This window comes from Porcipelethomonas sp. (genome assembly GCF_051893655.1).
Classification (GTDB): domain Bacteria; phylum Bacillota; class Clostridia; order Oscillospirales; family Ruminococcaceae; genus Porcipelethomonas.
Window position 1 is genome coordinate 1 of sequence record NZ_JBJFHN010000130.1, and the last position, 21,588, is coordinate 21,588.

Annotated in this window: 20 protein-coding genes; 16 read left to right on the top strand and 4 right to left on the bottom strand. The window is 39.2% G+C overall.

Annotation, left to right across the window (positions count from 1 at the left end):
• Nucleotides 1–1,088, top strand: a 1,088-nt coding sequence (locus ACI4WO_RS07800) for a leucine-rich repeat protein (protein WP_439806995.1), incomplete at its 5' end; no start/stop codon positions are given.
• 43 nt (nucleotides 1,089–1,131) lie between these two features.
• On the opposite strand, the gene mscL is transcribed toward ACI4WO_RS07800, so the two are convergent.
• A complete protein-coding gene (gene mscL / locus ACI4WO_RS07805) occupies nucleotides 1,132–1,596 on the bottom strand; it encodes a large-conductance mechanosensitive channel protein MscL (RefSeq protein WP_439806996.1) in 465 nt (154 codons plus the stop codon).
• 207 nt (nucleotides 1,597–1,803) lie between these two features.
• Here mscL and ACI4WO_RS07810 point away from each other — a divergent pair, with 207 nt between their 5' ends.
• Nucleotides 1,804–2,913, top strand: coding sequence for a M15 family metallopeptidase (locus tag ACI4WO_RS07810; protein ID WP_439806997.1), 1,110 nt, complete (start codon nucleotides 1,804–1,806; stop codon nucleotides 2,911–2,913).
• Nucleotides 2,914–2,968: 55 nt separating this feature from the next.
• Here the strand turns inward: ACI4WO_RS07810 and ychF are convergent, their stop codons facing one another.
• From ychF to ACI4WO_RS07825, 3 genes are read right to left on the bottom strand one after another with little or no spacing between them, the layout of a single operon-like run.
• Nucleotides 2,969–4,063 (bottom strand): redox-regulated ATPase YchF, encoded by a 1,095-nt coding sequence (gene ychF / locus ACI4WO_RS07815; protein ID WP_439806998.1) that lies wholly within the window; start codon nucleotides 4,061–4,063, stop codon nucleotides 2,969–2,971.
• A 19-nt stretch (nucleotides 4,064–4,082) separates the two neighbouring features.
• Nucleotides 4,083–5,240, bottom strand: a complete 1,158-nt coding sequence (locus ACI4WO_RS07820) for a hypothetical protein (RefSeq protein ID WP_439806999.1) — start codon at nucleotides 5,238–5,240, stop codon at nucleotides 4,083–4,085.
• A gap of 13 nt (nucleotides 5,241–5,253) precedes the next feature.
• Nucleotides 5,254–5,709: a hypothetical protein gene (locus ACI4WO_RS07825; RefSeq protein WP_439807000.1), complete on the bottom strand. Its 456-nt coding sequence runs from the start codon at nucleotides 5,707–5,709 to the stop codon at nucleotides 5,254–5,256.
• Between the two features lie 198 nt (nucleotides 5,710–5,907).
• Between ACI4WO_RS07825 and ACI4WO_RS07830 the strand changes: the two genes are divergently transcribed.
• The 14 genes from ACI4WO_RS07830 (at nucleotide 5,908) to smc (ending at nucleotide 21,574) form a co-directional block, all read left to right on the top strand.
• Nucleotides 5,908–6,504: an accessory gene regulator ArgB-like protein gene (locus ACI4WO_RS07830; protein WP_439807001.1), complete on the top strand. Its 597-nt coding sequence runs from the start codon at nucleotides 5,908–5,910 to the stop codon at nucleotides 6,502–6,504.
• Nucleotides 6,505–6,741: 237 nt separating this feature from the next.
• Nucleotides 6,742–7,629, top strand: coding sequence for a leucine-rich repeat domain-containing protein (locus tag ACI4WO_RS07835; protein WP_439807002.1), 888 nt, complete (start codon nucleotides 6,742–6,744; stop codon nucleotides 7,627–7,629).
• Between the two features lie 60 nt (nucleotides 7,630–7,689).
• Nucleotides 7,690–8,310, top strand: coding sequence for a stage II sporulation protein R (gene spoIIR, locus ACI4WO_RS07840; RefSeq protein ID WP_439807003.1), 621 nt, complete (start codon nucleotides 7,690–7,692; stop codon nucleotides 8,308–8,310).
• Nucleotides 8,311–8,558: 248 nt separating this feature from the next.
• Nucleotides 8,559–9,086: a translation initiation factor IF-3 gene (infC, locus tag ACI4WO_RS07845; RefSeq protein WP_439807064.1), complete on the top strand. Its 528-nt coding sequence runs from the start codon at nucleotides 8,559–8,561 to the stop codon at nucleotides 9,084–9,086.
• A 14-nt stretch (nucleotides 9,087–9,100) separates the two neighbouring features.
• Complete coding sequence (gene rpmI, locus ACI4WO_RS07850; protein ID WP_177498537.1) at nucleotides 9,101–9,304, top strand: 50S ribosomal protein L35; 204 nt, start codon at nucleotides 9,101–9,103, stop codon at nucleotides 9,302–9,304.
• A 31-nt stretch (nucleotides 9,305–9,335) separates the two neighbouring features.
• On the top strand, nucleotides 9,336–9,689 hold the full coding sequence (gene rplT, locus ACI4WO_RS07855) for a 50S ribosomal protein L20 (RefSeq protein ID WP_439807004.1): 354 nt from the start codon (nucleotides 9,336–9,338) through the stop codon (nucleotides 9,687–9,689).
• Between the two features lie 71 nt (nucleotides 9,690–9,760).
• A complete protein-coding gene (locus tag ACI4WO_RS07860; protein WP_439807005.1) occupies nucleotides 9,761–10,573 on the top strand; it encodes a TrmH family RNA methyltransferase in 813 nt (270 codons plus the stop codon).
• On the top strand, nucleotides 10,566–11,786 hold the full coding sequence (gene dprA / locus ACI4WO_RS07865) for a DNA-processing protein DprA (protein ID WP_439807006.1): 1,221 nt from the start codon (nucleotides 10,566–10,568) through the stop codon (nucleotides 11,784–11,786). The genes ACI4WO_RS07860 and dprA overlap by 8 nt, the downstream gene beginning before the upstream one ends.
• 84 nt (nucleotides 11,787–11,870) lie before the next feature.
• Entirely contained in the window at nucleotides 11,871–13,946 is a 2,076-nt protein-coding gene (gene topA, locus ACI4WO_RS07870; protein WP_439807007.1) for a type I DNA topoisomerase, read from the top strand.
• Nucleotides 13,946–15,238, top strand: coding sequence for a methylenetetrahydrofolate--tRNA-(uracil(54)-C(5))-methyltransferase (FADH(2)-oxidizing) TrmFO (trmFO, locus tag ACI4WO_RS07875; RefSeq protein ID WP_439807008.1), 1,293 nt, complete (start codon nucleotides 13,946–13,948; stop codon nucleotides 15,236–15,238). Before topA ends, trmFO begins: the two co-directional genes overlap by 1 nt.
• Before the next feature lie 15 nt (nucleotides 15,239–15,253).
• Complete coding sequence (gene plsX / locus ACI4WO_RS07880; protein ID WP_439807009.1) at nucleotides 15,254–16,258, top strand: phosphate acyltransferase PlsX; 1,005 nt, start codon at nucleotides 15,254–15,256, stop codon at nucleotides 16,256–16,258.
• Nucleotides 16,258–16,971: a ribonuclease III gene (gene rnc, locus ACI4WO_RS07885; RefSeq protein ID WP_439807010.1), complete on the top strand. Its 714-nt coding sequence runs from the start codon at nucleotides 16,258–16,260 to the stop codon at nucleotides 16,969–16,971. The genes plsX and rnc overlap by 1 nt, the downstream gene beginning before the upstream one ends.
• Complete coding sequence (locus ACI4WO_RS07890; protein ID WP_439807011.1) at nucleotides 16,958–18,004, top strand: elongator complex protein 3; 1,047 nt, start codon at nucleotides 16,958–16,960, stop codon at nucleotides 18,002–18,004. The genes rnc and ACI4WO_RS07890 overlap by 14 nt, the downstream gene beginning before the upstream one ends.
• A gap of 3 nt (nucleotides 18,005–18,007) precedes the next feature.
• Nucleotides 18,008–21,574 carry a chromosome segregation protein SMC gene (gene smc, locus ACI4WO_RS07895; RefSeq protein WP_439807012.1) on the top strand — a complete coding sequence of 1,189 codons (3,567 nt, stop codon included), beginning with the start codon at nucleotides 18,008–18,010 and terminating at the stop codon, nucleotides 21,572–21,574.
• Nucleotides 21,575–21,588 lie beyond the last annotated feature (14 nt).

Sequence of the window (21,588 nt, forward strand, 5' to 3'; positions counted from 1 at the left end):
CATGGCTTGAAGCAAAGCAGAAGGATAATCCTCTGGTTATAGTTAACAGCATACTGATTGACGGAACAATATGCAGCGGAGATGTCATAATTCCCGACAGCGTGAAAATTATAGGAAATAAGGCATTTTACGGTTGTACAAGCCTTGAAAGCATAACAATTCCAGATAGTGCTACGAGTATAGGATATGAAGCATTTGGCGGCTGTACAAGCCTTAAAAGCGTAACAATTCCAGAAAGCGTGACGAGTATAGGAGATTGGGCATTTGCAGACTGTACAAGCCTTGAAAGCATAACAATTCCAGAAAGCGTGACGAGTATAGGTGATGATGCATTTTATGAATGTACAAGCCTTAAAAGCATAACGATTCCAGATAGTGTTACGAGTATAGGATATTTTGCATTTGCATACTGTACAAGCCTTACAAGCATAACAATAGAAAATCCGGTATGTGAAATTTATGACAATGAATGTACAATCTGTAATGGCTATGATGATGAGAATTATGATTATTATTTTAACGGAACAATCTATGGCTATGAAAATTCAACTGCTCAGGCTTATGCAGAAAAATATGAAAGAGAATTTGTTTCATCAGGTGAAAAACCAGTCGTAACTACCCCGGCGGTTACAACAGCTGTGACAACTACAGAAACAACAGCAGTGACAACTGTAACAACAAAGGCAACAAGTGATACATCAGAAGAAGCCAAAACATCTGATACAGCAATATCTGCAACAGCAGTGACAACCGTAACATTGGAAGAAACCAAAGCAGAAACAACAGCAACAAATGATAGTTCAACTGATGTTACAACGAAAGAAACTAAAACTTCTGATACTACAGCAACAACGGTAACTACAGCAGTTACTACTGAAACAACTACAACGGAGTCTGAACCTGTTCAGGGCGATGCTAATGAAGACGGCAAATTGAACGTCAGGGATGCTGCCTTTATTGCATCAAAGCTTGCAAAGGGACTTTCATCAGAACTGCCATTATGTGCTGACTTCAATGGCGATGGAGTTGTAAATGTAAGAGATGCCGCAGCTATTGCAAGAAAACTTGCAGAATCATATAATACTTGATTTAAAATTAAAACCGGACTGATTTGACAGTCCGGTTAAATTTTTATGATTCGGTTTTTTCTTCAGATTCGGCTTTGCTATCTGTAATACCATTTTGCTGTTTTAAAAGATCCCTGATCTCCGTAAGCAACTCTTCTTCTTTTGTAGGCTTTGGATCTTCTTTGGGAGCTTCGGACTTTTTGTGGAATGAATTTATAATCTTTACTATTATAAATACGCAGAATGCTGTCAGCAGAAATGTTATAACAGCCTGAAGAAAATTACCTATGTTTATGTAGGGTTCGTTTCCCCATGGAATAGTAATGCCAAGATCCTTGAAATTGATACCCGCCAGAACCATTCCGATGACTGGCATCAGCATGTCATCTACAAGCGAATTGACGATGGCTGTGAAAGCTCCGCCGACGATGACACCGACAGCCATATCAAGTACATTTCCTCTTGATATGAATTTCTTGAATTCATTAAAAAAGCCTGTTACACGATTTTTACCATTTTCTGTATTCATAATTACCCCTCCGGATTTTTTTTTAATTATACCACTATTTTATGTCGTTTTCAATATCATTTTCATATAAATTGCATTTTTTTAAACTTTTCTATCGGAAAAAATGTGACGGATTGCTGAAAAGTGACAAAAAGGTATTTATTTTTGAATCGAAATATGCTATAATAACTTCATAAGCTTTTATTACTAAAGAGAGGCACTGGTTTTATGGGAGTAACAAAACAGGAAGGAAAAAATATTTACATTTTAAAGCGTCTGATTGATATCGGTCTGGCAGTGATTCTTGTGGGTGCTGCTGTGTTCGGCGTAAAATCAATTACAAAGGATTTCAGGGGACTGGAACGTAAAAGCAATAATGATTCCGTTATATCAACTTCTGATAAAAGTAAACCTGATGATGCGGCAATTTATGTTACAGAGTTTACTGATAATGAAAATATTAATCTTGGGTCATTAATTCTGGTAAACAATATGTTTGAATACAAAGGCAATGAAGATGATCTGGTAAGCGTTTATGATGTCAGAGAAGAAAAAAAATCGGATTGCTATACAGTTCTGGATAAGGACGTAAAGGTAAGAAAAGAAGCTGCGGAAGCACTGGATACAATGCTGAAAGCTTTTCACGATGAAACAGGACACAGTGATATACAGGTTGACAGCGGGTATCGTTCTGTTAAGTATCAGCAGGAAATATATGATGCGTCTGATGATAAGGAAATTGTTGCTGAACCTGGATTCAGCGATTATCATACAGGATATTCCGTCGATCTGAATGTAGTTGATGAAGATGGAAACAGTCTGGATTTTGACGGAACAGGTGATTTTAAATGGTTTGCTGAAAACTGCTATAAATATGGCTTTATAGTGCGTTTTCCGGAGGATAAAACTGAACAGACAGGTCTTGATTACCGTCCGTGGCATTTCAGATATGTGGGAGCACCTCATGCATACTATATGAAGGAAAACAATCTTTGCCTTGAGGAATATATTCAACAGCTGACATCTTATAATTATAATGAGACTCATCTTGAGTTTGAGAATTTTGACGGAAAAAAATATGAGATTTATTACTATCCTAAGGATGAAGGCTCTTCATCAACTATGCTTGCCGTACCGTCCGACAAGGATTATACAGTATCCGGAAATAATATTGACGGATTTATTGTAACTTCTCCGCTTGAAAGTTCCAAAGATTCTTCCGGAGACGGCTCAGATTCTGATACGGAAAGCAAGTCCGGGAGCAAAGCAGACGATGAGTCCTCAGCCGCTGAAGAAGGCGGAGATGATACGGCTCAGTCTAAAAAGGCAGAAGAATAATTTTATAAAAAATCCCGGCAGTTCATTGAAACCGCCGGGATTTTGTGCTTGTCTTTTAGACATTAAATCTGAAAAGTACTATATCGCCGTCCTGCATTATATAATCCTTGCCTTCCAGACGGACAAGTCCTTTTTCCTTTGCAGCTGCCATAGTACCGCATGCCATAAGGTCTTCAAAGCTTATTACTTCTGCTCTGATAAATCCTTTTTCAAAATCAGTATGGATTTTTCCGGCAGCCTGAGGAGCTTTGGTGCCTTTTTTTATAGTCCATGCTCTGACTTCCGGCTGTCCGGCTGTAAGATAGGAAATAAGACCCAGCAGAGAATATCCCTCTTTGATAATTCTGTTAAGTCCCGATTCTTTCAGACCCAGTTCGCCCAGAAACATTTCCTTGTCTTCAGGACTCATATCTGAAATTTCCGCTTCCATTTGTGCGCATATAGGAAGTACAGCTGCATGTTCTTCAGCTGCTATCTTTTTAACTGTATTATAATGTGGATTTGTATCAATATTATTTATAAAATCATCTTCACACAGATTGGCAGCATAAATAACAGGCTTTCCGGAAAGAAGGGGAGTGGATTTAATAATTTCCTTTTCGTCTTCTGTATAATCGAACGCTCTGGCTGATTTTCCGGCTTCAAGATGACTTTTGAGCCTTTCAAGAAATTCAGCCTCGGCAAGATATTTCTTATCTCCCTTGGCAAGTTTTTTTGTTCTGTCGATTCTTCTTTCAACCATTTCAATATCAGAAAAAATAAGTTCCAGATTAATTGTTTCAATATCCCTTGCAGGATTGATTTCACCGTCTACATGGATAATGTCAATATCCTCAAAACAGCGTACAACATGTACAATTGCATCCACCTCACGGATATCTGCCAGAAATTTGTTTCCAAGACCTTCACCTTTTGATGCACCCTTTACCAGTCCGGCAATGTCCACAAATTCAAGGGTTGCAGGAGTGAATTTATCCGGATGATACATTTCAGCAAGCTTGTCCAGTCTTTCATCCGGAACGGATACAATACCGATGTTTTTTTCAATGGTGCAGAAAGGATAGTTTGCCGATTCTGCTCCGGCGTTTGTAAGTGCATTGAATAAAGTACTTTTTCCCACGTTAGGGAGACCAACCATTCCTAATTTCATTTTTCAGACCTCTTTTATTTTATGTAAATTTTATAAGTGTTTCAAGGGTATCAGATATTTTGCTGTTTTTCTGGTTATAATCTGTCAGGCATATCAATATGCCGGAATTTTTGTCAGGACAGTTTATAAACAGCATTGTCTGACGAAGATTCAGATCCTGGGTGTCTTCATCATTTATATCACATATGAATTTATGTGCGTCATAATTTCCGACCTTTACCGTTTTAAAGGAAACCGTTTTGATTCCCTGATATGAGTCGCTCAGAAGTGCTTCAAAGTCTTCCTGAGTATATGTCAGGAAATCGTCATTATTATCCGCACTTTCTGAGACAGTAACAATCAAGTTGCTTACATCTCCAAGCTCCGGCGGACTGAACATAGCTTGATCGCCTGTAATCACATGCGGAGTTTCCGACTCGCCCTCAGTTATTTTCCAGCCGTCAGGAGCACTGAATTCCAGTCCCTTGCACATTTCAAATGTAAAAGGTTCGCCGGCATGTTCATCTTCGGCAGACGCAGATTTTTCAGGTTCAGTCATGGAGATGCTGTCAGCTGATTTGCTGTATTCATCTCTGAGTGTTCCGCTATAGTCCGTATATGTAAAAGTATAGCAGTAAGGTACTGCTTCATCATATCGGTTTACTATTATCTGAATCTGACTGAAATCTTCACCGTCAGGATTCTGTGCACTTGTTTCTATGTAAAATGCATCAAATCCGTCAACCTTTGTTTTTTCAAAGGTGTTGACGGTAAAGTTTTTGAATACGCCCAGTGCATCACATTGCTCTTTGTAGGATTCCTTTGTATATCCGTCAAAGGATTCCGGAGTTTTTGCACTTTCAACCACTACATTTAAATTATCCTTTGAAGTACTGCTGTTTATCATTATATAATCCGTCTGGGAAATAACTTCCGGATCATCTATTATTTCACCGTTCAGTGAATTCAGTCCGTCAGGCAGAATCAGACTGTATCCATATACGTCGTTACTCAGGACAAGCCCATAAGCTTCAGGCTCAGTTGCTTCCTCAGTGGTTTCCGGTACTGTTTCCTGTGCCTGTGTTACGACAGTTTCTGCATCAATACTTTCATCACTTACAGATGAATTGCTGTCACTGCTGCATCCGACTGCCGCCATAATTGCAAGTACCATAATTAATGCTGTTATTTTTTTCATTTACGCTCCTTGTTCATTCTGTTTGGCTGTGTTCGTTAAATTTTTCCGCCAAGTCCATGTTTATGGTGGTATGTGTGCTTTCATCGTCCCCTCCGCTTTCGGGGATTACTGCTGTTTCGCTGTCTGCATCACGAATATCATTTATCTGTGTCATGATTTTTCGCTGCCCAAGGTCACTTATCATTGATTCCATTGCTTTTATTTTTTCACTTTTAGTTACAATTATTGTCTCTTTTTCTATTGAAATAAGAGTCATTCTGGGGATTGTTTCTGTGCTTGCAGAAGTACTTTCCGACACAGGCACTGAAATACTGTCATCTGATACAGTATCAGATGTAACTTTAGCAGTATTGTCACTGATATTAGTTTTATTAATCTCAGAAGACGAATTGCCGCTGTCGCTGCACCCTATAAGACTTATCCCAAGGGCAGCTGCGTATATCACAGCAAATATTTGTTTTGTTTTCAATTATTTCCCCTCTTTCTTTACTAACCATTTTATTATAACACTTTATATGGGTTCAAGTCAACCGGACTGAAAAGTTTTCATGAACCTTTTAAGATAATTATTCAATGTTTACAATTTGTACAATATTTATACATTAAATTTACTGGATTGACTATAGAAAATGTGTTAAGATATAGCCAAAGGACGGCGGATGATAAAATGATAACTTTCATAAGTGAAAAACTTGCATCATATTTATGCAGGAAACAAATTATTGAGGAAAGAAAAAAGGAAATATATCAGTATGGTTATGAAGTCTTCATTTCCGGATTAATAGGGTTTGTAATTGCCGGAATAATCGGAGCTTTTATGCATAGATTTTTTGATGCCTTAATATTCCTTGCTGTTTTTGTTCCGGTCAGACGGTTCTGCGGCGGATATCATGCGGACTCATATTTAAAATGCAATACGATTTTTACTTTGATTTTTCTGACGGTTATGATAATTTCCCAAATTATGCAGCGTATAATTTCATTTATGTATCTTATAATATTGCTGCTGATTTATATGTGGGCAATTATTGAATACGCCCCTATGGAAAATTCGGGAAAGCCTATGGATGATGAACAAAAAGCCAGAAACAGAAAAATAAGTTTAGCAGTCTCGGTTTTCCTTTGTGTTGTTTCGGCAATATCATACGCTGTAAGCCAGAGAATAGCAATACTTATTGCCACAACACTTTTCTGTATAGCATTTCTTATGTTTGCTGAAAAATATAAAATATCAAAAAAGAACAGAAAATCCGATCATACATAATGTATTTTTCCTGTTCAGATACAGCAGTGCAGCATTTTTATAATATTTGCGCACTGCTTTTTTATAATATTACCAATTATAATAATATAATATGGATATATTAAAGATACCGGTGCTTTAACGTCTGTTCTTGTCGGGATTTTACGATGAAAAACTGCTGTTTTATATTTACAATTTGCCTTCGGAAGCTTACAATTATATTACAGAATGATTACAAAATATCCGGAGGTATAAATTATGAACAAATTGAAAGCATTTATTGCATCTGCAGCAGCAACAGCCATTTTGCCGATCGGTATGATGTCCGTGAACGCTTATGTATACGGCGGTTATCTGGATTACATATTATGCGGTGATGAAGCTATAATCACAGGCTTTGAGGGCAGTCCGGAAATTCTTGAACTGCCCTGTGAAATTGACGGAAAAATAGTTACTGAAATAAGAGAAAACGCATTTTATAAGTGCGAATCTCTGAAAAAAATAATCATACCTGAAAGTGTTGAAAAAATAGGGCATCACGCCTTTTATGAATGTGATTCTCTGGAAACGGCAGAAATTTACGGAGACATAAAGGTTATAGATGAGGGTACCTTTTACAGCTGTTCAGTACTTAACAATGTAAGTCTGCCGGAAGGACTCACCACTGTGGGAGATTACAGTTTTTACGGCTGTGAGAATCTGCGTGGAATAGATATTCCGGATTCGGTTACAAATATAGGCGAATATGCTTTTGCAGACTGTAAAATGCTTGCAGGTGCTGATCTGCCTGAAAAGCTCGTGGAGCTGGGAGCCTATGCGTTTTTGAGATGTGGAAGTCTTTATAATATAACTCTTCCCGACGGAGTAATGCACATAGGCAGTTATTCGCTGGGATTTGCAGGAGAAGACACGCTGGTTCCTATGGAAAATTTTGTTATAACCGGAGATGAAGATGCACTTGGAAAAATTTATGCAGAGGAAAACAGAATGCAGTTTGAGAGTAAAGACAAGGAAAAAAAAGCATCTGAAAATAACCGCCTCTGGATTCCCGGAATTTTAATTGTTGTATCAGGAGCAGGACTGCTTATTCTGAAATCAGCCGGAAGAATTGCTATGCTTGAAATGAAATATGAATATGAAGGCTGATTTTAAGACAGCTGAATAATATCTGAAATTTATGTCAAACATCTTTATGAGGTGAATGACATGAAAAAGTTGGACGTTATATTATTGACAGGATTAATCGGAAGCATATTATTTTCAAATCTTGCAGGTTTTGGAAATACTCTTGATAATATTGAACATGAGGTACTGAGGCTGCATATACTTGCAAATTCAGATACTGAATATGACCAGAATCTGAAAATATGTGTGAGAGACCGTTTGCTTGAAAATTCTGAGGAACTTTTCGGCGGATGTGAAACTCTTGATGAAATGAAGCAGAGGGCAAATGAAAAACTTGATGAAATAAATGATATGGTTCTTGACGTGATACATGAAAAGGGCTATAATTATAATTCAAAAACGCAGCTTGTAAATATGGAATTTGACAATCGTGAATACGGAGATATTACTATGCCTGCCGGAACTTATGACGCACTTCGCATAACCATAGGGGAGGCAAAAGGGCATAACTGGTGGTGCGTTATGTACCCTCCGCTGTGCATTCCCGCAGCTGAGGAGGCAGATGGGGATATGCAGACAGCACAGTCTTATTTTTCAGAAGAAGAGCTTGATATAATGGAAAACCCGGAAAACTATAAAGTGAAGTTCAAATGCGTGGAAATGTTCAGGGGAATCAGGAGTAAGCTTGAAGAAATGTTCTGATTGTGAACAAATTGTTAACAATCAAAAAAACGCTTGACAAATTGATTTTAAACGAGTATAATTGATTAGTAAAACAAAGCAGACTGTCAGTTCTCACCATGAGATGAAAGATTCGGAATGGTTAATAAATGGAGATTTACCGGTTTAAAATCGGTTTGCGTTTAAATGAGTGCTGATGTATTTCTGCACTCATTTTTGTTTTAGTATAAATAAAAATCAATTTTTACCCTGACTAATGCTTGGAGGTGCTGACTATTAGCAAACAGGAACTGCAGATCAACGAAGAAATCAGAGATAAGGAAGTTTTACTGATTGACGTTGACGGAACAAAAATCGGCGTTATTTCCGCCAGAGAAGCTCAGAAAATGGCTTATGAAAAGGATCTTGACCTGGTTAAGATTGCTCCGCAGGCTAAGCCGCCTGTATGCCGTATACTCGATTATGGCAAGTATTGCTTTGAACAGGCAAAGAAAGAAAAGGAAGCAAGAAAAAATCAGAAGGTTGTGGAAATCAAGGAAATCAGAATGTTTTCCGCAATTGATACTCATGACTTTAATACAAAGGTCAATCAGGCAATGAAATTCCTGAAAAACGGAGATAAAATAAAGGTTTCCGTGAGATTCCGTAAGCGTGCGATTGCACATCCGCAGCTGGGTGAGGAACTGCTGGATAAATTCAAGGAAGCATGTGCAGAGGCCGGTGTTGTTGACAAGCCAGCCAAAATGGAAGGTCGCAGTATTGTTATGTTCATGTCACCGAAGGCATCAGCTAAATAAAGGAGGAACAGGTTATGTCAAAGGTTAAGGTTAAAACACATTCAGGCGCTAAAAAGCGTTTTAAGCTGACTAAAAACGGTAAGGTTAAATATCAGCACACAAACAAAAGACATAGACTTACACAGAAGGATACAAAGAGAAAGAGAATTGCTCGTAATGCAGGCGTTGCAAGCGAGACAAATGCTCCAACAGTAAAAAAATTAATTCCTTACAAATAATATCGGAAAAGTAAAAACGGAGGTATAGACTATGGCACGTGTTAAGGGTGCAATGATGACTCGCAAGAGAAGAAATAAAACACTCAAGCTTGCAAAGGGCTACTGGGGCGCTAAGAGCAAGCATTTTAAGATGGCTAAACAGGCCGTAATGAAATCAGGCAATTATGCATATGCAGGTCGTAAAAAGAAGAAGAGAGATTTCAGACAGCTCTGGATCACAAGAATAAGTGCTGCCTGCAAGCTCAACGGTATTAATTATTCACAGTTTATGAACGGCGTAAAGAAGGCTGGTATTACACTTAACCGCAAGATGCTTTCTGAAATCGCTATCAACGATCCTGCTGGATTTACAGCTATTGTAGAGAAGGCTAAGGCTGCTCTTTAATTTGTAAAAAACACGCTCTATTTATAATCAGAGCGTGTTTTCGTTTAATTTTTGCTGATGGGAGATAATGTATGAATTTGTCATGCTTTGACGGAAAAGTGATAACATCCAAAGATAATCCTTCAGTTAAGCTTTTCGGTAAACTTATGACTTCTAAAAAAACCCGTATGCAGTACAGAATGTTCCCGCTTGAGGGTGTGAGACTGGTTTTTGATGCTTTGAAAAGCAATGCACCGGTCCGCAGAATTTTTATTACAGAGTCAGCCCTTGAAAAAAACAGGGAAAAGCTTGAAGAATTTGACTGCTCTGAAATAGATTTTACATGTATTTCAGATGAACTGGGTGACCGGATTTCGGGTACGGATAAAACTCAGGGGATTTTTGCACAATGTAGTTTTACAGAACGGTCTGAGGAACTGGGAAACTTGAAAAAACACGGAAGATATGCCGTTTTATATCAGCTTCAGGATCCCGGAAATGCCGGAATGATTATAAGAACCGCTGATGCACTGGGTCTTGACGGAGTTATTTTTTCTGAAAGCTGTGATATATATAATCCAAAGGTTATACGTTCGACTATGGGTTCTATTTTCAGAATACCTGTTTTTCATGATATTCCGGTTGATGATATATTTCTTGCTATGAATAATGCGGAAATTGATACATATGCGGCAGTTGTTGACAGCAGGGCACAGGATATAAAAAATACGGACTTTAATAACGGCGGCGGAATTTTCATAGGAAATGAGGGAAACGGACTTCCAACGGAAATTTCTGAAAAATGCACATATAAAATTACAATAAAAATGAGTGGAAATACAGATTCTCTTAATGCGGCGATGGCAACCGGAATTATGATGTGGGAGCTGATGAAATTTGAATAATCTGCAATACTGGCTTTGGTTTGTAATGGCTTTCAGACCAGGAAATGAACGCATATGGGAAATGATAACTCCTTTTCAGGACGTGAAAAAAGCTTATGAAGCAGTTTGGGAGGGTAATCATCCTTCTATGAATTCAAAGGAAAAAACCGTAGCCAGAACTACACATATAGAACAGTGCGACAGTATTATAAAATACTGTGAGGAAAAAGGATACAGGATTATAACATTTGAAGACGACAATTATCCTCCTCTTCTTAGAAATATTTACAATCCTCCTGCCGTACTGTTTTGTATGGGTGATATTGAAAATTTCAACAGCCGTCCGGCAGTTGCGTGTGTCGGCACAAGAAGACCTTCAGTATACAGTGCTGAAATTACGGAAAGAATCTGTTCGGAGCTTGCCAAAAGAGAATTTGCTGTGGTAAGCGGTTTTGCACTGGGACTTGATTCGGCAGCTCATAAGGGTGTTCTTAAAGCGGACGGATGTACGGCAGCTGTTTTAGCCTGCGGTCTGGATGTAAATTATCCCAAAGAAAATGAAAAGGCTAAAAAATTAATAGCACACCGTGGCATTGTTATAACAGAATATCTTCCCGGAACTCATCCGGACAGATATTGTTTTCACGTCAGAAACAGAATCATTTCCGGGATGTGCTTTGGAACACTGGTTACAGAGGCGGATGAAAAAAGCGGTGCATTAATAACCGCTTCTCATGCTGCAGAACAGGGGAGATCTGTTTTCTGCATACCTCCGGGAGACATATTTGACAAAAGGTATTCAGGCGTGATAAAATATCTTCGTGACGGTGCTGTACCTGTGTTCAGTCATCTGGATATCCTTTATGAATATTATACGTCTGAATATTTCAGAAATCATGACAGCATAATGAAATGGCCGGAGCTTTACGGTGAAAACGATATTTTAAAGCGTGACAGCAGAACTGAAAAGAAAACCAGAGCAAAAAGCCGTGATTCCGGTCTTAAAGAAGAAAGTATCACCTGTGAAAATCAGATGGTCTATGAACAGCTTCTTGATGAAATGACAGATGAACAGCAGCTTGTTGTGACATGTCTTAAGGAATGCAGCATGCATTCGGATGAAATTGCTCAGGCTTCCGGAATTGATTCGTTCCAGATTCTGGCAGTGCTGACAGAGCTTGAGATAATGGGAGCAGCCGAGCTTCAGCCGGATAATAAGTACAGACTGCTGTAAAGCATCGTCAGGTGAACATTTTGAGAAAGAAATTTGAGAAAGGAGATTTTTCTGCTTTTGTTGCGGAAAGACAGTGGAACAGATATGTCAGATCTGGTTATAGTGGAATCTCCGGCAAAGGCTAAGACTATAAAGAAATATCTTGGCGGAGATTATGAAGTAATTGCGTCTATGGGACATGTAAGAGATTTGCCTAAATCAAAAATGGGGGTTGATATAGAAAATAATTTTGAACCCCAGTATGTTGATATGAAGGGCAAGGAAGACGTAATTAAAGAATTGAAAAAATACGCAAAAAAAAGCGATCATATATACCTTGCAACTGACCCGGACCGTGAAGGAGAGGCAATATCATGGCATATTGCACAAATGCTCGGACTGGATTTAAATGATAATAACAGAGTGGCTTTTAATGAAATTACCAAAAGCGGTGTTCAGGCTGGTATGAGTAATCCTCATAAAATAGATATTGACCTTGTAAATGCCCAGCAGGCAAGACGTATTCTTGACAGACTGGTAGGATATAAACTCAGTCCTTTTCTGTGGAAAAAGGTTAAGAGAGGACTTTCTGCCGGTCGTGTTCAGTCAGTTGCAGTACGTCTGATTGTGGACAGAGAAAAAGAAATAAAAGATTTCGTTCCTCAGGAATACTGGAGTATTGATGCTAAATTTACAGCTCCTTCCAGCAGAAAAGTATTTGCTGCAAAGCTTTCGGCAGTGGACGGTAAAAAGGCTGAGATTGCAAATAAGGAAGAGTCGGACGAAATTTTAAAAAGACTGGAAAATGCGGTTTATACAGTAACTGACGTTAAAAAGAGAGTAACCAAAAAGCAGCCGGCACCTCCGTTTATAACTTCTACTTTACAGCAGGAAGCATCAAAGCGTATGGGCTTTCAGGCAAAGAGAACAATGAAAGCTGCACAGGAGCTTTATGAAGGTGTTGAAATTGAGGGTATGGGAGCTGTAGGTCTTATTACCTATATGAGAACTGACAGCCTGAGAATTTCAGATGAGGCAAGAGCAGCAGCAGCAAAATGTATTGAGGAAATATACGGAAAAGAATATCTTCCGCCGTCTCCGAGAATCTTTAAAACAAAGAAAAATGCTCAGGACGCCCATGAAGCAATACGTCCGTCTATTCCGGAGCTTACGCCTGACAGAGTAAAATCCAGTCTTTCTTCAGATCAGTTCAAACTTTACAAGCTTATATGGGAAAGATTTATTGCAAGCCAGATGGCAAATGCACTGCTGGATACGGCGTCTGTTACCATTGAAGCCGAAGGCTGTACTTTTAAAGCCTCCGGATATTCAGTGAAGTTTGACGGCTTTACAAAGTTATATGAAGAGAAAAAGGATAACGACGAAGAAAATAATAAAATGCTTCCGCCTATCCAGAAAGATGATGTCTGCAAGCTTAAGGAAATTCTGGGGAATCAGCATTTCACACAGCCGCCTGCAAGATTTACGGAAGCTTCCCTTATCAAGACTATGGAAGAAAACGGTATAGGAAGACCTAGTACCTATGCTCCGACAATTACAACTATAATTTCCCGAATGTATGTTGAAAGGGACGGAAAACAGCTGAAGCCGACGGCTCTGGGAGAGGTTATCACCGATTTGATGAAAGAACATTTTAAGCATATTGTAGATGCAAAATTTACAGCTAAAATGGAAAATGACCTTGACAGTGTTGAACGCGGAGAAACTAACTGGGTGGATACTCTGAACGTTTTTTACAGTGATTTCGACAAGGTGCTGACCAAGGCAGAAAAGGCTATGGAAGGCAAAAGGGTTAAAGTACCTGATGAAGAAACAGATGTTATCTGTGATCAGTGCGGAAGAAAAATGGTTATAAAAATCGGACGGTTCGGCAAATTCCTTGCTTGTCCCGGATTTCCGGAGTGCAAAAATACTAAAAAAATTGTACAGGAAACAAAGGGAACATGTCCTTTGTGCGGACATAAAATGGTGCTTAAAAAGTCTAAAAAGGGCAGAAGCTTTTATGGATGCGATAACTATCCGGAATGCAATTTTATGACATGGAATGTGCCTGTTGAGGATAAATGCCCGAAATGCGGAAGCAGTTTGTTTAAGAAGGGCGGAAAGTCCGGAAAGCTTATCTGTGAAAAGCCTGACTGCGGATACGAAAGGAATCTCTGATGGTTAAAATTATAGGCGGAGGACTTGCCGGATGTGAAGCAGCATGGCAGCTGGCAAACCGTGGAATCAAATCCTGCATATATGAAATGAAACCGCATAAGTTTACTCCGGCACATCATTATAAAGGGCTTGCTGAGCTTGTATGTTCCAATTCACTGAAGGCATCAAGACATGATTCGGCTGCCGGACTTCTAAAAGAGGAAATGGAACTTTTAGGTTCGCTTATTGTTCCGTGTGCAAAGGAAAATGCCGTTGAGGCAGGCGGTGCGCTTGCTGTTGACAGGGAAAAATTTTCTGATATGGTAACAGAAAAGATATGTTCAAATCCTCTGATAGAAGTAATTGATAAAGAAGTGGAAGAAGTTCCGGAGGGTCCGGTTATAATTGCGACAGGACCTCTTACCGCCGGCGGACTCGCTGAGAGTATTAAAAAAATATGCGGTGATTATCTGAGCTTCTTTGATGCTGCTGCCCCAATTGTAACATTTGAAAGTCTGGATATGAACAAGGTGTTTTTTGCGTCCCGCTATGACAGGGGAGATGCGGATTATATAAACTGCCCTATGGACAGGGAAGAATATCTCAGGTTCTATAATGCACTGATAAATGCTGAAAGTGCTCCGCTGAAAGATTTCGACAAGCGTGATTTTAAGGTTTATGAGGGATGTATGCCTATAGAGGTTCTGGCAAAACGCGGAGAGGATACAATGCGGTACGGGCCTTTAAAGCCTGTGGGGCTTACTGATAAGAGGACAGGAAAACGTCCTTATGCAGTGGTTCAGCTGAGAAAGGAAAATGCTGAGGGTACTATGTATAACCTTGTGGGATTTCAGACAAACCTTAAGTTTGGTGAACAGAAAAGAGTGTTTTCAATGATTACCGGACTTGAAAATGCTGAATTTGTAAGATACGGGGTTATGCACAGAAATTCATTTATAAACAGTCCGAAGCTCCTAGAACCGTCATATGCATTAAAAAGCAATCATAATATATTCTTCGCCGGACAGATAACTGGCGTTGAAGGGTATATAGAATCTGCCGCCAGCGGTATTATGGCAGGAATTAATATGGCAAGGCATTTGAATAATGAAAAACCGCTTTTGCTTCCGCCGGAAACTATGACAGGTGCGCTTACCGGGTATATCAGCGGAGGGTGCAGCGGAGAATTTCAGCCTATGGGCTGCAATATGGGAATTCTGCCGGAGCTTCCGGTGAGGATAAAGGATAAAAAGGCTAAATATGCAGCGTATGCTGACAGAGCTGTGGAAGCATTAAAACGTACAATAAAATAAAAAGGGTTGACATGTATGAATATAATCGTTGACGCTTTCGGAGGGGATAATGCACCTCTGGAAGTAATTAAAGGCTGCCGTATGGCACGTAAAAAGCTTGGAACGAATATAACGCTGACAGGAAACAAGGATGAAATAAAAAAAACAGCAGCAGAAAACGGTATTGACATAAGTGATATGGAAATAGTTCATGCTGAATCTGTTATTGATATTCATGAAGAACCTACGGAAATACTGAAAAGTCAGAATGGCTGTTCTATGGCAGTGGGTCTTAAGCTCCTTAAAGAAGACAAGGGAGATGCGTTTGTCAGTGCCGGAAGTACTGGTGCTTTAGTTGTAGGCTCAACATTTATTGCTAAAAGAATAAAGGGCATTAAAAGAGCAGTACTGGCACCGATTCTTCCTACAGCAACAGGACATGTAATGCTTACAGACGGCGGTGCTAATGTTGACTGCCGTCCGGAAATGCTTGTTCAGTTTGCAATAATGGCTTCTGCATACATGGAAAAAGTAATGGGCATAAAAAATCCTAAAGTAGGACTTATTAATGTAGGCGGAGAGGAAACAAAGGGACGTGAACTGGAAATAGAAGCATACAAGCTTCTTCAGCAGGCACCTGTGAATTTCTGTGGAAATCTTGAAGCAAGAGATTTGCCGGGCGGGAATTTTGATGTTGCTGTAACGGATGGATTTACCGGAAATGTAGTTTTAAAGCTCTATGAAGGAATGGGCTCTTTTTTTGCCGGAAAATTAAAGGATATTTTTTCCGGAGGAGTTTTATCAAAGCTTTCTGCAATGATGGTAATGGGTAAGATAAAAGACTTTAAAAAACAGATGGATTATACAGAAGAAGGCGGAGCAGTTCTTATGGGAATTGCAAAACCAGTTATCAAGGCTCATGGAAGCTCGGATGCCAAGGCATTTTATAATGCTGTAAGACAGGCTAAGGCTTGTGTGGACGGCGGTGTTACGGAAACAATAATAAAATCCATTGAGACTTTGCCAGAGGGAATAAAATAATGGAACATTTTGAAAATTATGAAAAAAATATTGAAGCATTTGAGGAAAAAATAAAATATACCTTTAAAAATAAGAATCTGATCTATGAAGCACTTTCTCATTCCTCCTTTGCAAATGAAAAAAGAAAAACAAGACACAGCAATGAGCGTCTGGAATTTCTTGGGGACAGTGTACTGTCAATTGTAGTTTCTCAGTATCTTTTTGAACATTTTACTCACTTGCCTGAGGGAGAACTGACTAAAATCAGAGCATCTCTTGTATGTGAAAAATCACTTTATGAATTTGCAAAACAGATTGATCTGGGAGAACATATTTTTCTTGGAAAAGGTGAGGAAAATACCGGAGGACGTGAAAGAACCTCAATACTTGCGGACGCATTTGAGGCAGTTATTGCAGCTGTATTTTTAGACGGCGGTCTTGAAGCGGCAAGAAAGCATATTCTGAGGTTTATTCCTGAGGATATCGACAGCAGAAAGTCTGTGTCATTCAGTGACCATAAAACAATTTTACAGGAAATTATTCAGAAAAATCCTGAGGAAAAGGTTGAATACAAGCTTGTGGGACAGTCTGGACCTGACCACAACAAGGCGTTTAAGGTACAGGTTTGCCTGAACTCAAACGTTATCGGTACAGGTATCGGCAAAAGCAAAAAGGAAGCAGAACAGATGGCTGCCAAAGAAGCACTGGAGCTTATGGGATATGAGTCACAGTAATATTTCTGTATTTGTCCCTCATGCCGGCTGCCCTCATCAGTGCAGCTTCTGCAATCAGAAGACAATAAGCGGTCAGCAGTACGCTCCGAAGGCTGAGGACGTTCATCGGGTCTGCCGTCAGGCAATGGAAGAAGTAAGGGATAAGAAAAATTGTGAAATAGCTTTTTTCGGCGGAAGCTTTACGGCAATCGAAAGAAATTATATGGTTTCTCTGCTGAACGCTGCAAAATGCTATATTGGTGAAAAGGGTTTCAAAGGGATAAGAATTTCTACACGTCCGGATTTTATAGACAGAGAAATTCTTGATATTTTAAAGGAATACGGCGTTACTTCCATTGAGCTTGGCGCACAGAGTATGAAAAATAAGGTTCTTGAAGCAAATGAAAGAGGTCATACGGCTGAAGATGTATATAAAGCGTCGGCACTTATCCGTGAATACGGCTTTGAGCTGGGACTTCAGATGATGGTGGGACTTTACAAAAGTACTATTCATGACGAGCATGAAACTATGAAAAGGATAATTAAAATTCATCCGGATACGGTCAGGATTTATCCCGTTGTTGTGCTTAAAGGTACAAAGCTTGCTGAATTGTACGAATCAGGCGAATATAAGCTTTTGCCTTTTGATACTGTTGTTGAGCTTTGCGGCAATATGCTTGTAGAATTTGATATGCAGGGAATTGATGTTATCAAATGCGGACTGCATGCCTCCGACGGTGTTGAAGGGGATATGGTTGCAGGCTTTTATCATCCGGCATTTAAGGAGCTTTGCGAAAGCTGGATTTACAGAAATGGTATGGAATTTATTGTTAATGACAGGGAGTTTGTTGAATCTGCCGGAAAAAGTTTAATTGAACGCAAGTTTCAGCAGCTTAAAAGAAAAAATTATACTTTTGCAGTAAATCCATCATGTATCAGCAAGGCACTGGGACATAAAAAATCAAATGTGGAATATTTTAAAAAGCAGGGTATAGATATAAAAGTAATGGGAGATGGAGAAATCCCTAAATATCAGTGTGAAATCAGAGGATAATATATGTATTTAAAATCATTGGAATTACAAGGGTTTAAATCCTTTCCTGATAAAGTAAAGCTGACCTTTGACAAGGGTCTTACAGCAGTTGTAGGACCCAACGGCAGCGGAAAAAGTAATATTGGTGATTCTGTGAGATGGGTTCTGGGGGAACAGTCCACTAAGACGCTCAGAGGGAATAAAATGGAAGATGTTATTTTTTCCGGTACTGTTGCGAGAAAGCCTGTGGGATTTGCCATGGTAACTCTTGTTATAGACAATGGCGACAGAGCTTTGAACAGTGATGATGACGAGGTAAGCGTTACAAGAAAGCTTTACAGAAGCGGTGAGAGTGAATATAAAATCAACGGTAAAAATGTCAGGCTTAAAGACATAAACGAATTGTTTATGGATACCGGTATGGGACGTGACGGCTACTCTATTATCGGACAGGGAAGAATTGCGGAAATAGTAAGTGCAAAAAGCAATGAACGCCGTGATATTTTTGAAGAGGCTGCCGGAATTTCCAAATTCAGGTATAAGAAATCTGAGGCGGAAAGAAAACTTGCAGCAGCACAGGATAATCTTATAAGACTTAATGATATTGTATCTGAGCTTGAAAGCCGGGTAGGTCCTTTAAGACTTCAGGCGGAAAAGGCAGAAAAGTTTGTGGCACTGGCACAGCAGAGAAAAACTCTGGAAATATCTGTCTGGGTAAACCGTCTGGAAGAGCTTAAGGCTAAGCTTGAAGAACTGGAAAATGCACTTCTGATGAATAAAAATGAATATGAAAATATTCAGAATGATATAGAGCGTGAAGAACAGAAAATTCAGGAGGGTTATCGTAAAATTCAGGAAAGTTCTGCCAGTATCGAAGAACTTCGTGATAAGATACTTGAAAATGAACAGCTGTCAGCACAGTATAAATCAGATATTGCCGTAAGTGAAAACGATATTTCCCATAGTGAGGGTTCACTTAGCTCTGTAAATGAACAATTGAAAAACAGATCGGCTTATGAAGAAAAGCTGAAAGCTGATATAAGTCAAAAGCTTGAACTTATTGACAGACTGAAAAAACAGTCTAAGGAAATCGGTCAGAAGCTTGATGATGTAAGGAAAAAATTTGAAGAGGCAAAGCTTGAAGCTGAGAGTATCGGTAAAAATTCTGACAAGGCTGGAAATGAAATTAATGCACTTTATATAAAACTCAGTGAATTTCGGTCAGAAGTCGGAAATACTGACGCCATTGTAAAGGATACAGACGAACAGCTGGAAATGCTTATAAAGCAGAAAAATCAGGTAAACGAGCTTGTTTTACAGTATGGCAAAGAAAAGGAAGAAATCTCCGACGGATTAAAGGTTCTTGAAGAAAAGAAACGGGAGTTTTCCAATAAAAAAGCCGGACTTGCAAAGCTTTATAATGACAAGGCGGCAAAGCTTTCAGAGTGCCGGAAGGAATGTGAAAATATTCTTTTTTCAGTAAAGGAAAAGGAACAGAGAAAAAAGCTTCTTTACGACCTTGAAAACAATATGGAAGGCTTTGCAAGAAGCGTTAAGGAGATTATAAAGGCGTCCTCTGCCGGAAGAATAGGCGGAATCAGAGGAACTGTCGCACAGCTTATAAATGTTAAACAGGAATATGCAACCGCAATTGAAACGGCTCTGGGCGGCGCAATGCAGAATATTATTGTTGATGATGATACTGCGGCGAAGCGGTGTATCAGAATGCTCAAGGAACAGCGTCTGGGAAGAGCTACTTTTCTTCCCATAACTTCGGTTAAGGGACGTGTTTTAAACGAACCGGGACTTCAATCCGAACAAGGATTCATTTCATTGGCAAATGAGCTTGTTGAGTATGATGGTCAGTATACCAGCATTGTAAATTCTTTGCTGGGGCGTACTGCTGTGGCAGATGATATTGACAGTGCGGCAGTTATAGCTAAAAAATTCGGGTATAAATTCAGAGTTGTAACTCTGGATGGTCAGGTAGTTAATGCCGGCGGTTCTTTTACAGGCGGTTCGGCAGTTCATTCTGCCGGGGTATTTTCCCGTAAAAATGAGCTTGAGAGTATTGAAAAGGATATAAAAGAGCTTAATAAAAAACATTCTGAAGCTATGGAACTGAGCCGGAAACTTTCAGAAGATGCTGAAAAGCTTTCTAAAATGGCAAAGGAACTGGATGAAGAGGTTTCTGTGCTTGAGCAGGATAAAATAAAATTTGATGCGGAATATTCCCGTGTCTGCGCACTTGAAAAGCAGACTGCTTCACAGGAAGAGGATTTTGATGTAAGATATAAAACTCTTGAGGGAAAAAAGCAAAATGCTTTGGAAAACCGTAAAAATGCCAAGGAAAGACTGGAGGAAATTACTGGTCAGATACATGCGGCAGAAGAAAATCTTGCAAGAGAACAGGGCAGAAGAGAGTCAGTCAGAAACAAAAGAGAAAGTCTTTCGGCTGAACTGTCGGAACTTAAAATCAAATCAGCAGAGCTTTCAAAGGATCTGGAAGCAGCACAGAGAGAACATGAAACCTTAAATTCAGGACTTTTGGAAACACGTGAAAACCTGTCGTCTCTGGGTGAAGAAAAAAAGCGTCTGGAACAGGTTATTGCGGAAAAAACTGCTCTTATTTCAGAAAGAAAACAGCAGACGGAAGATATAAAAATACAGATTGAAAATTTTGGAAATGATATAAAAAAATGGCAGAATGTTCATAGAGAACAGGATGTTTATGTGACCAATCTGAGAAATTCCGTTAAGGAATTAAATGAAGCAAAAGAAAAATATTCCGGTGAAATTTCAAAAATAGATGAGCGAAAGCTTTCTGCACAGCGTGATTATGACGGAATTATAAACCAGCTTTATGAGGTCTATGAAATGACACGCTCTGAAGCGGAAAATGCTGCGGAAAAAATAGAGGATCTGATGGCTGCTCAGAGAAAGCTTAATGAACTTAAGGCAAAAATCAGAAGTCTTGGAAATGTTAATGTGGGCGCTATTGATGAATACAAGGAAGTATCAGAAAGATATAAGTTTTTGTCTGAGCAGCTTGCAGATGTCAGAAATTCCAAAAGAGAGCTTGAAAAGCTTATCGCTGACCTCACAGAAGATATGTGCCGTATATTTGCGGAAAGCTTTGTCATAATAAACAATAATTTCAAAAAGATTTTTACAGAGCTTTTCGGCGGCGGCAAGGCAGAACTGATTCTTACTGATCCTGAAAATGTTCTTGAATCAGGTATAGAAATAAGAGTTGCACCGCCGGGAAAGGTTATTAAAAATCTTATTTCACTGTCCGGAGGAGAACAGTCTTTCGTGGCAATATGTATTTATTTTGCAATACTTAAGCTTAGACCGGCACCGTTTTGTATTCTTGATGAGATTGATGCGGCACTGGACGAAGTAAATGTAAAAAAGTATGCACAGTATCTGAAAAATTTTACAGATAAAACGCAGTTTGTACTTGTAACTCACCGCCGCAGTGCAATGGAAGAAGCCAATGTTTTGTATGGCGTAACAATGCAGGAGGATGGTATTTCCAGACTTCTGAAAATGGAACAGGTGGATATTGAGGATACAGCGTCAAAATAAAAAGCAGGAGGATT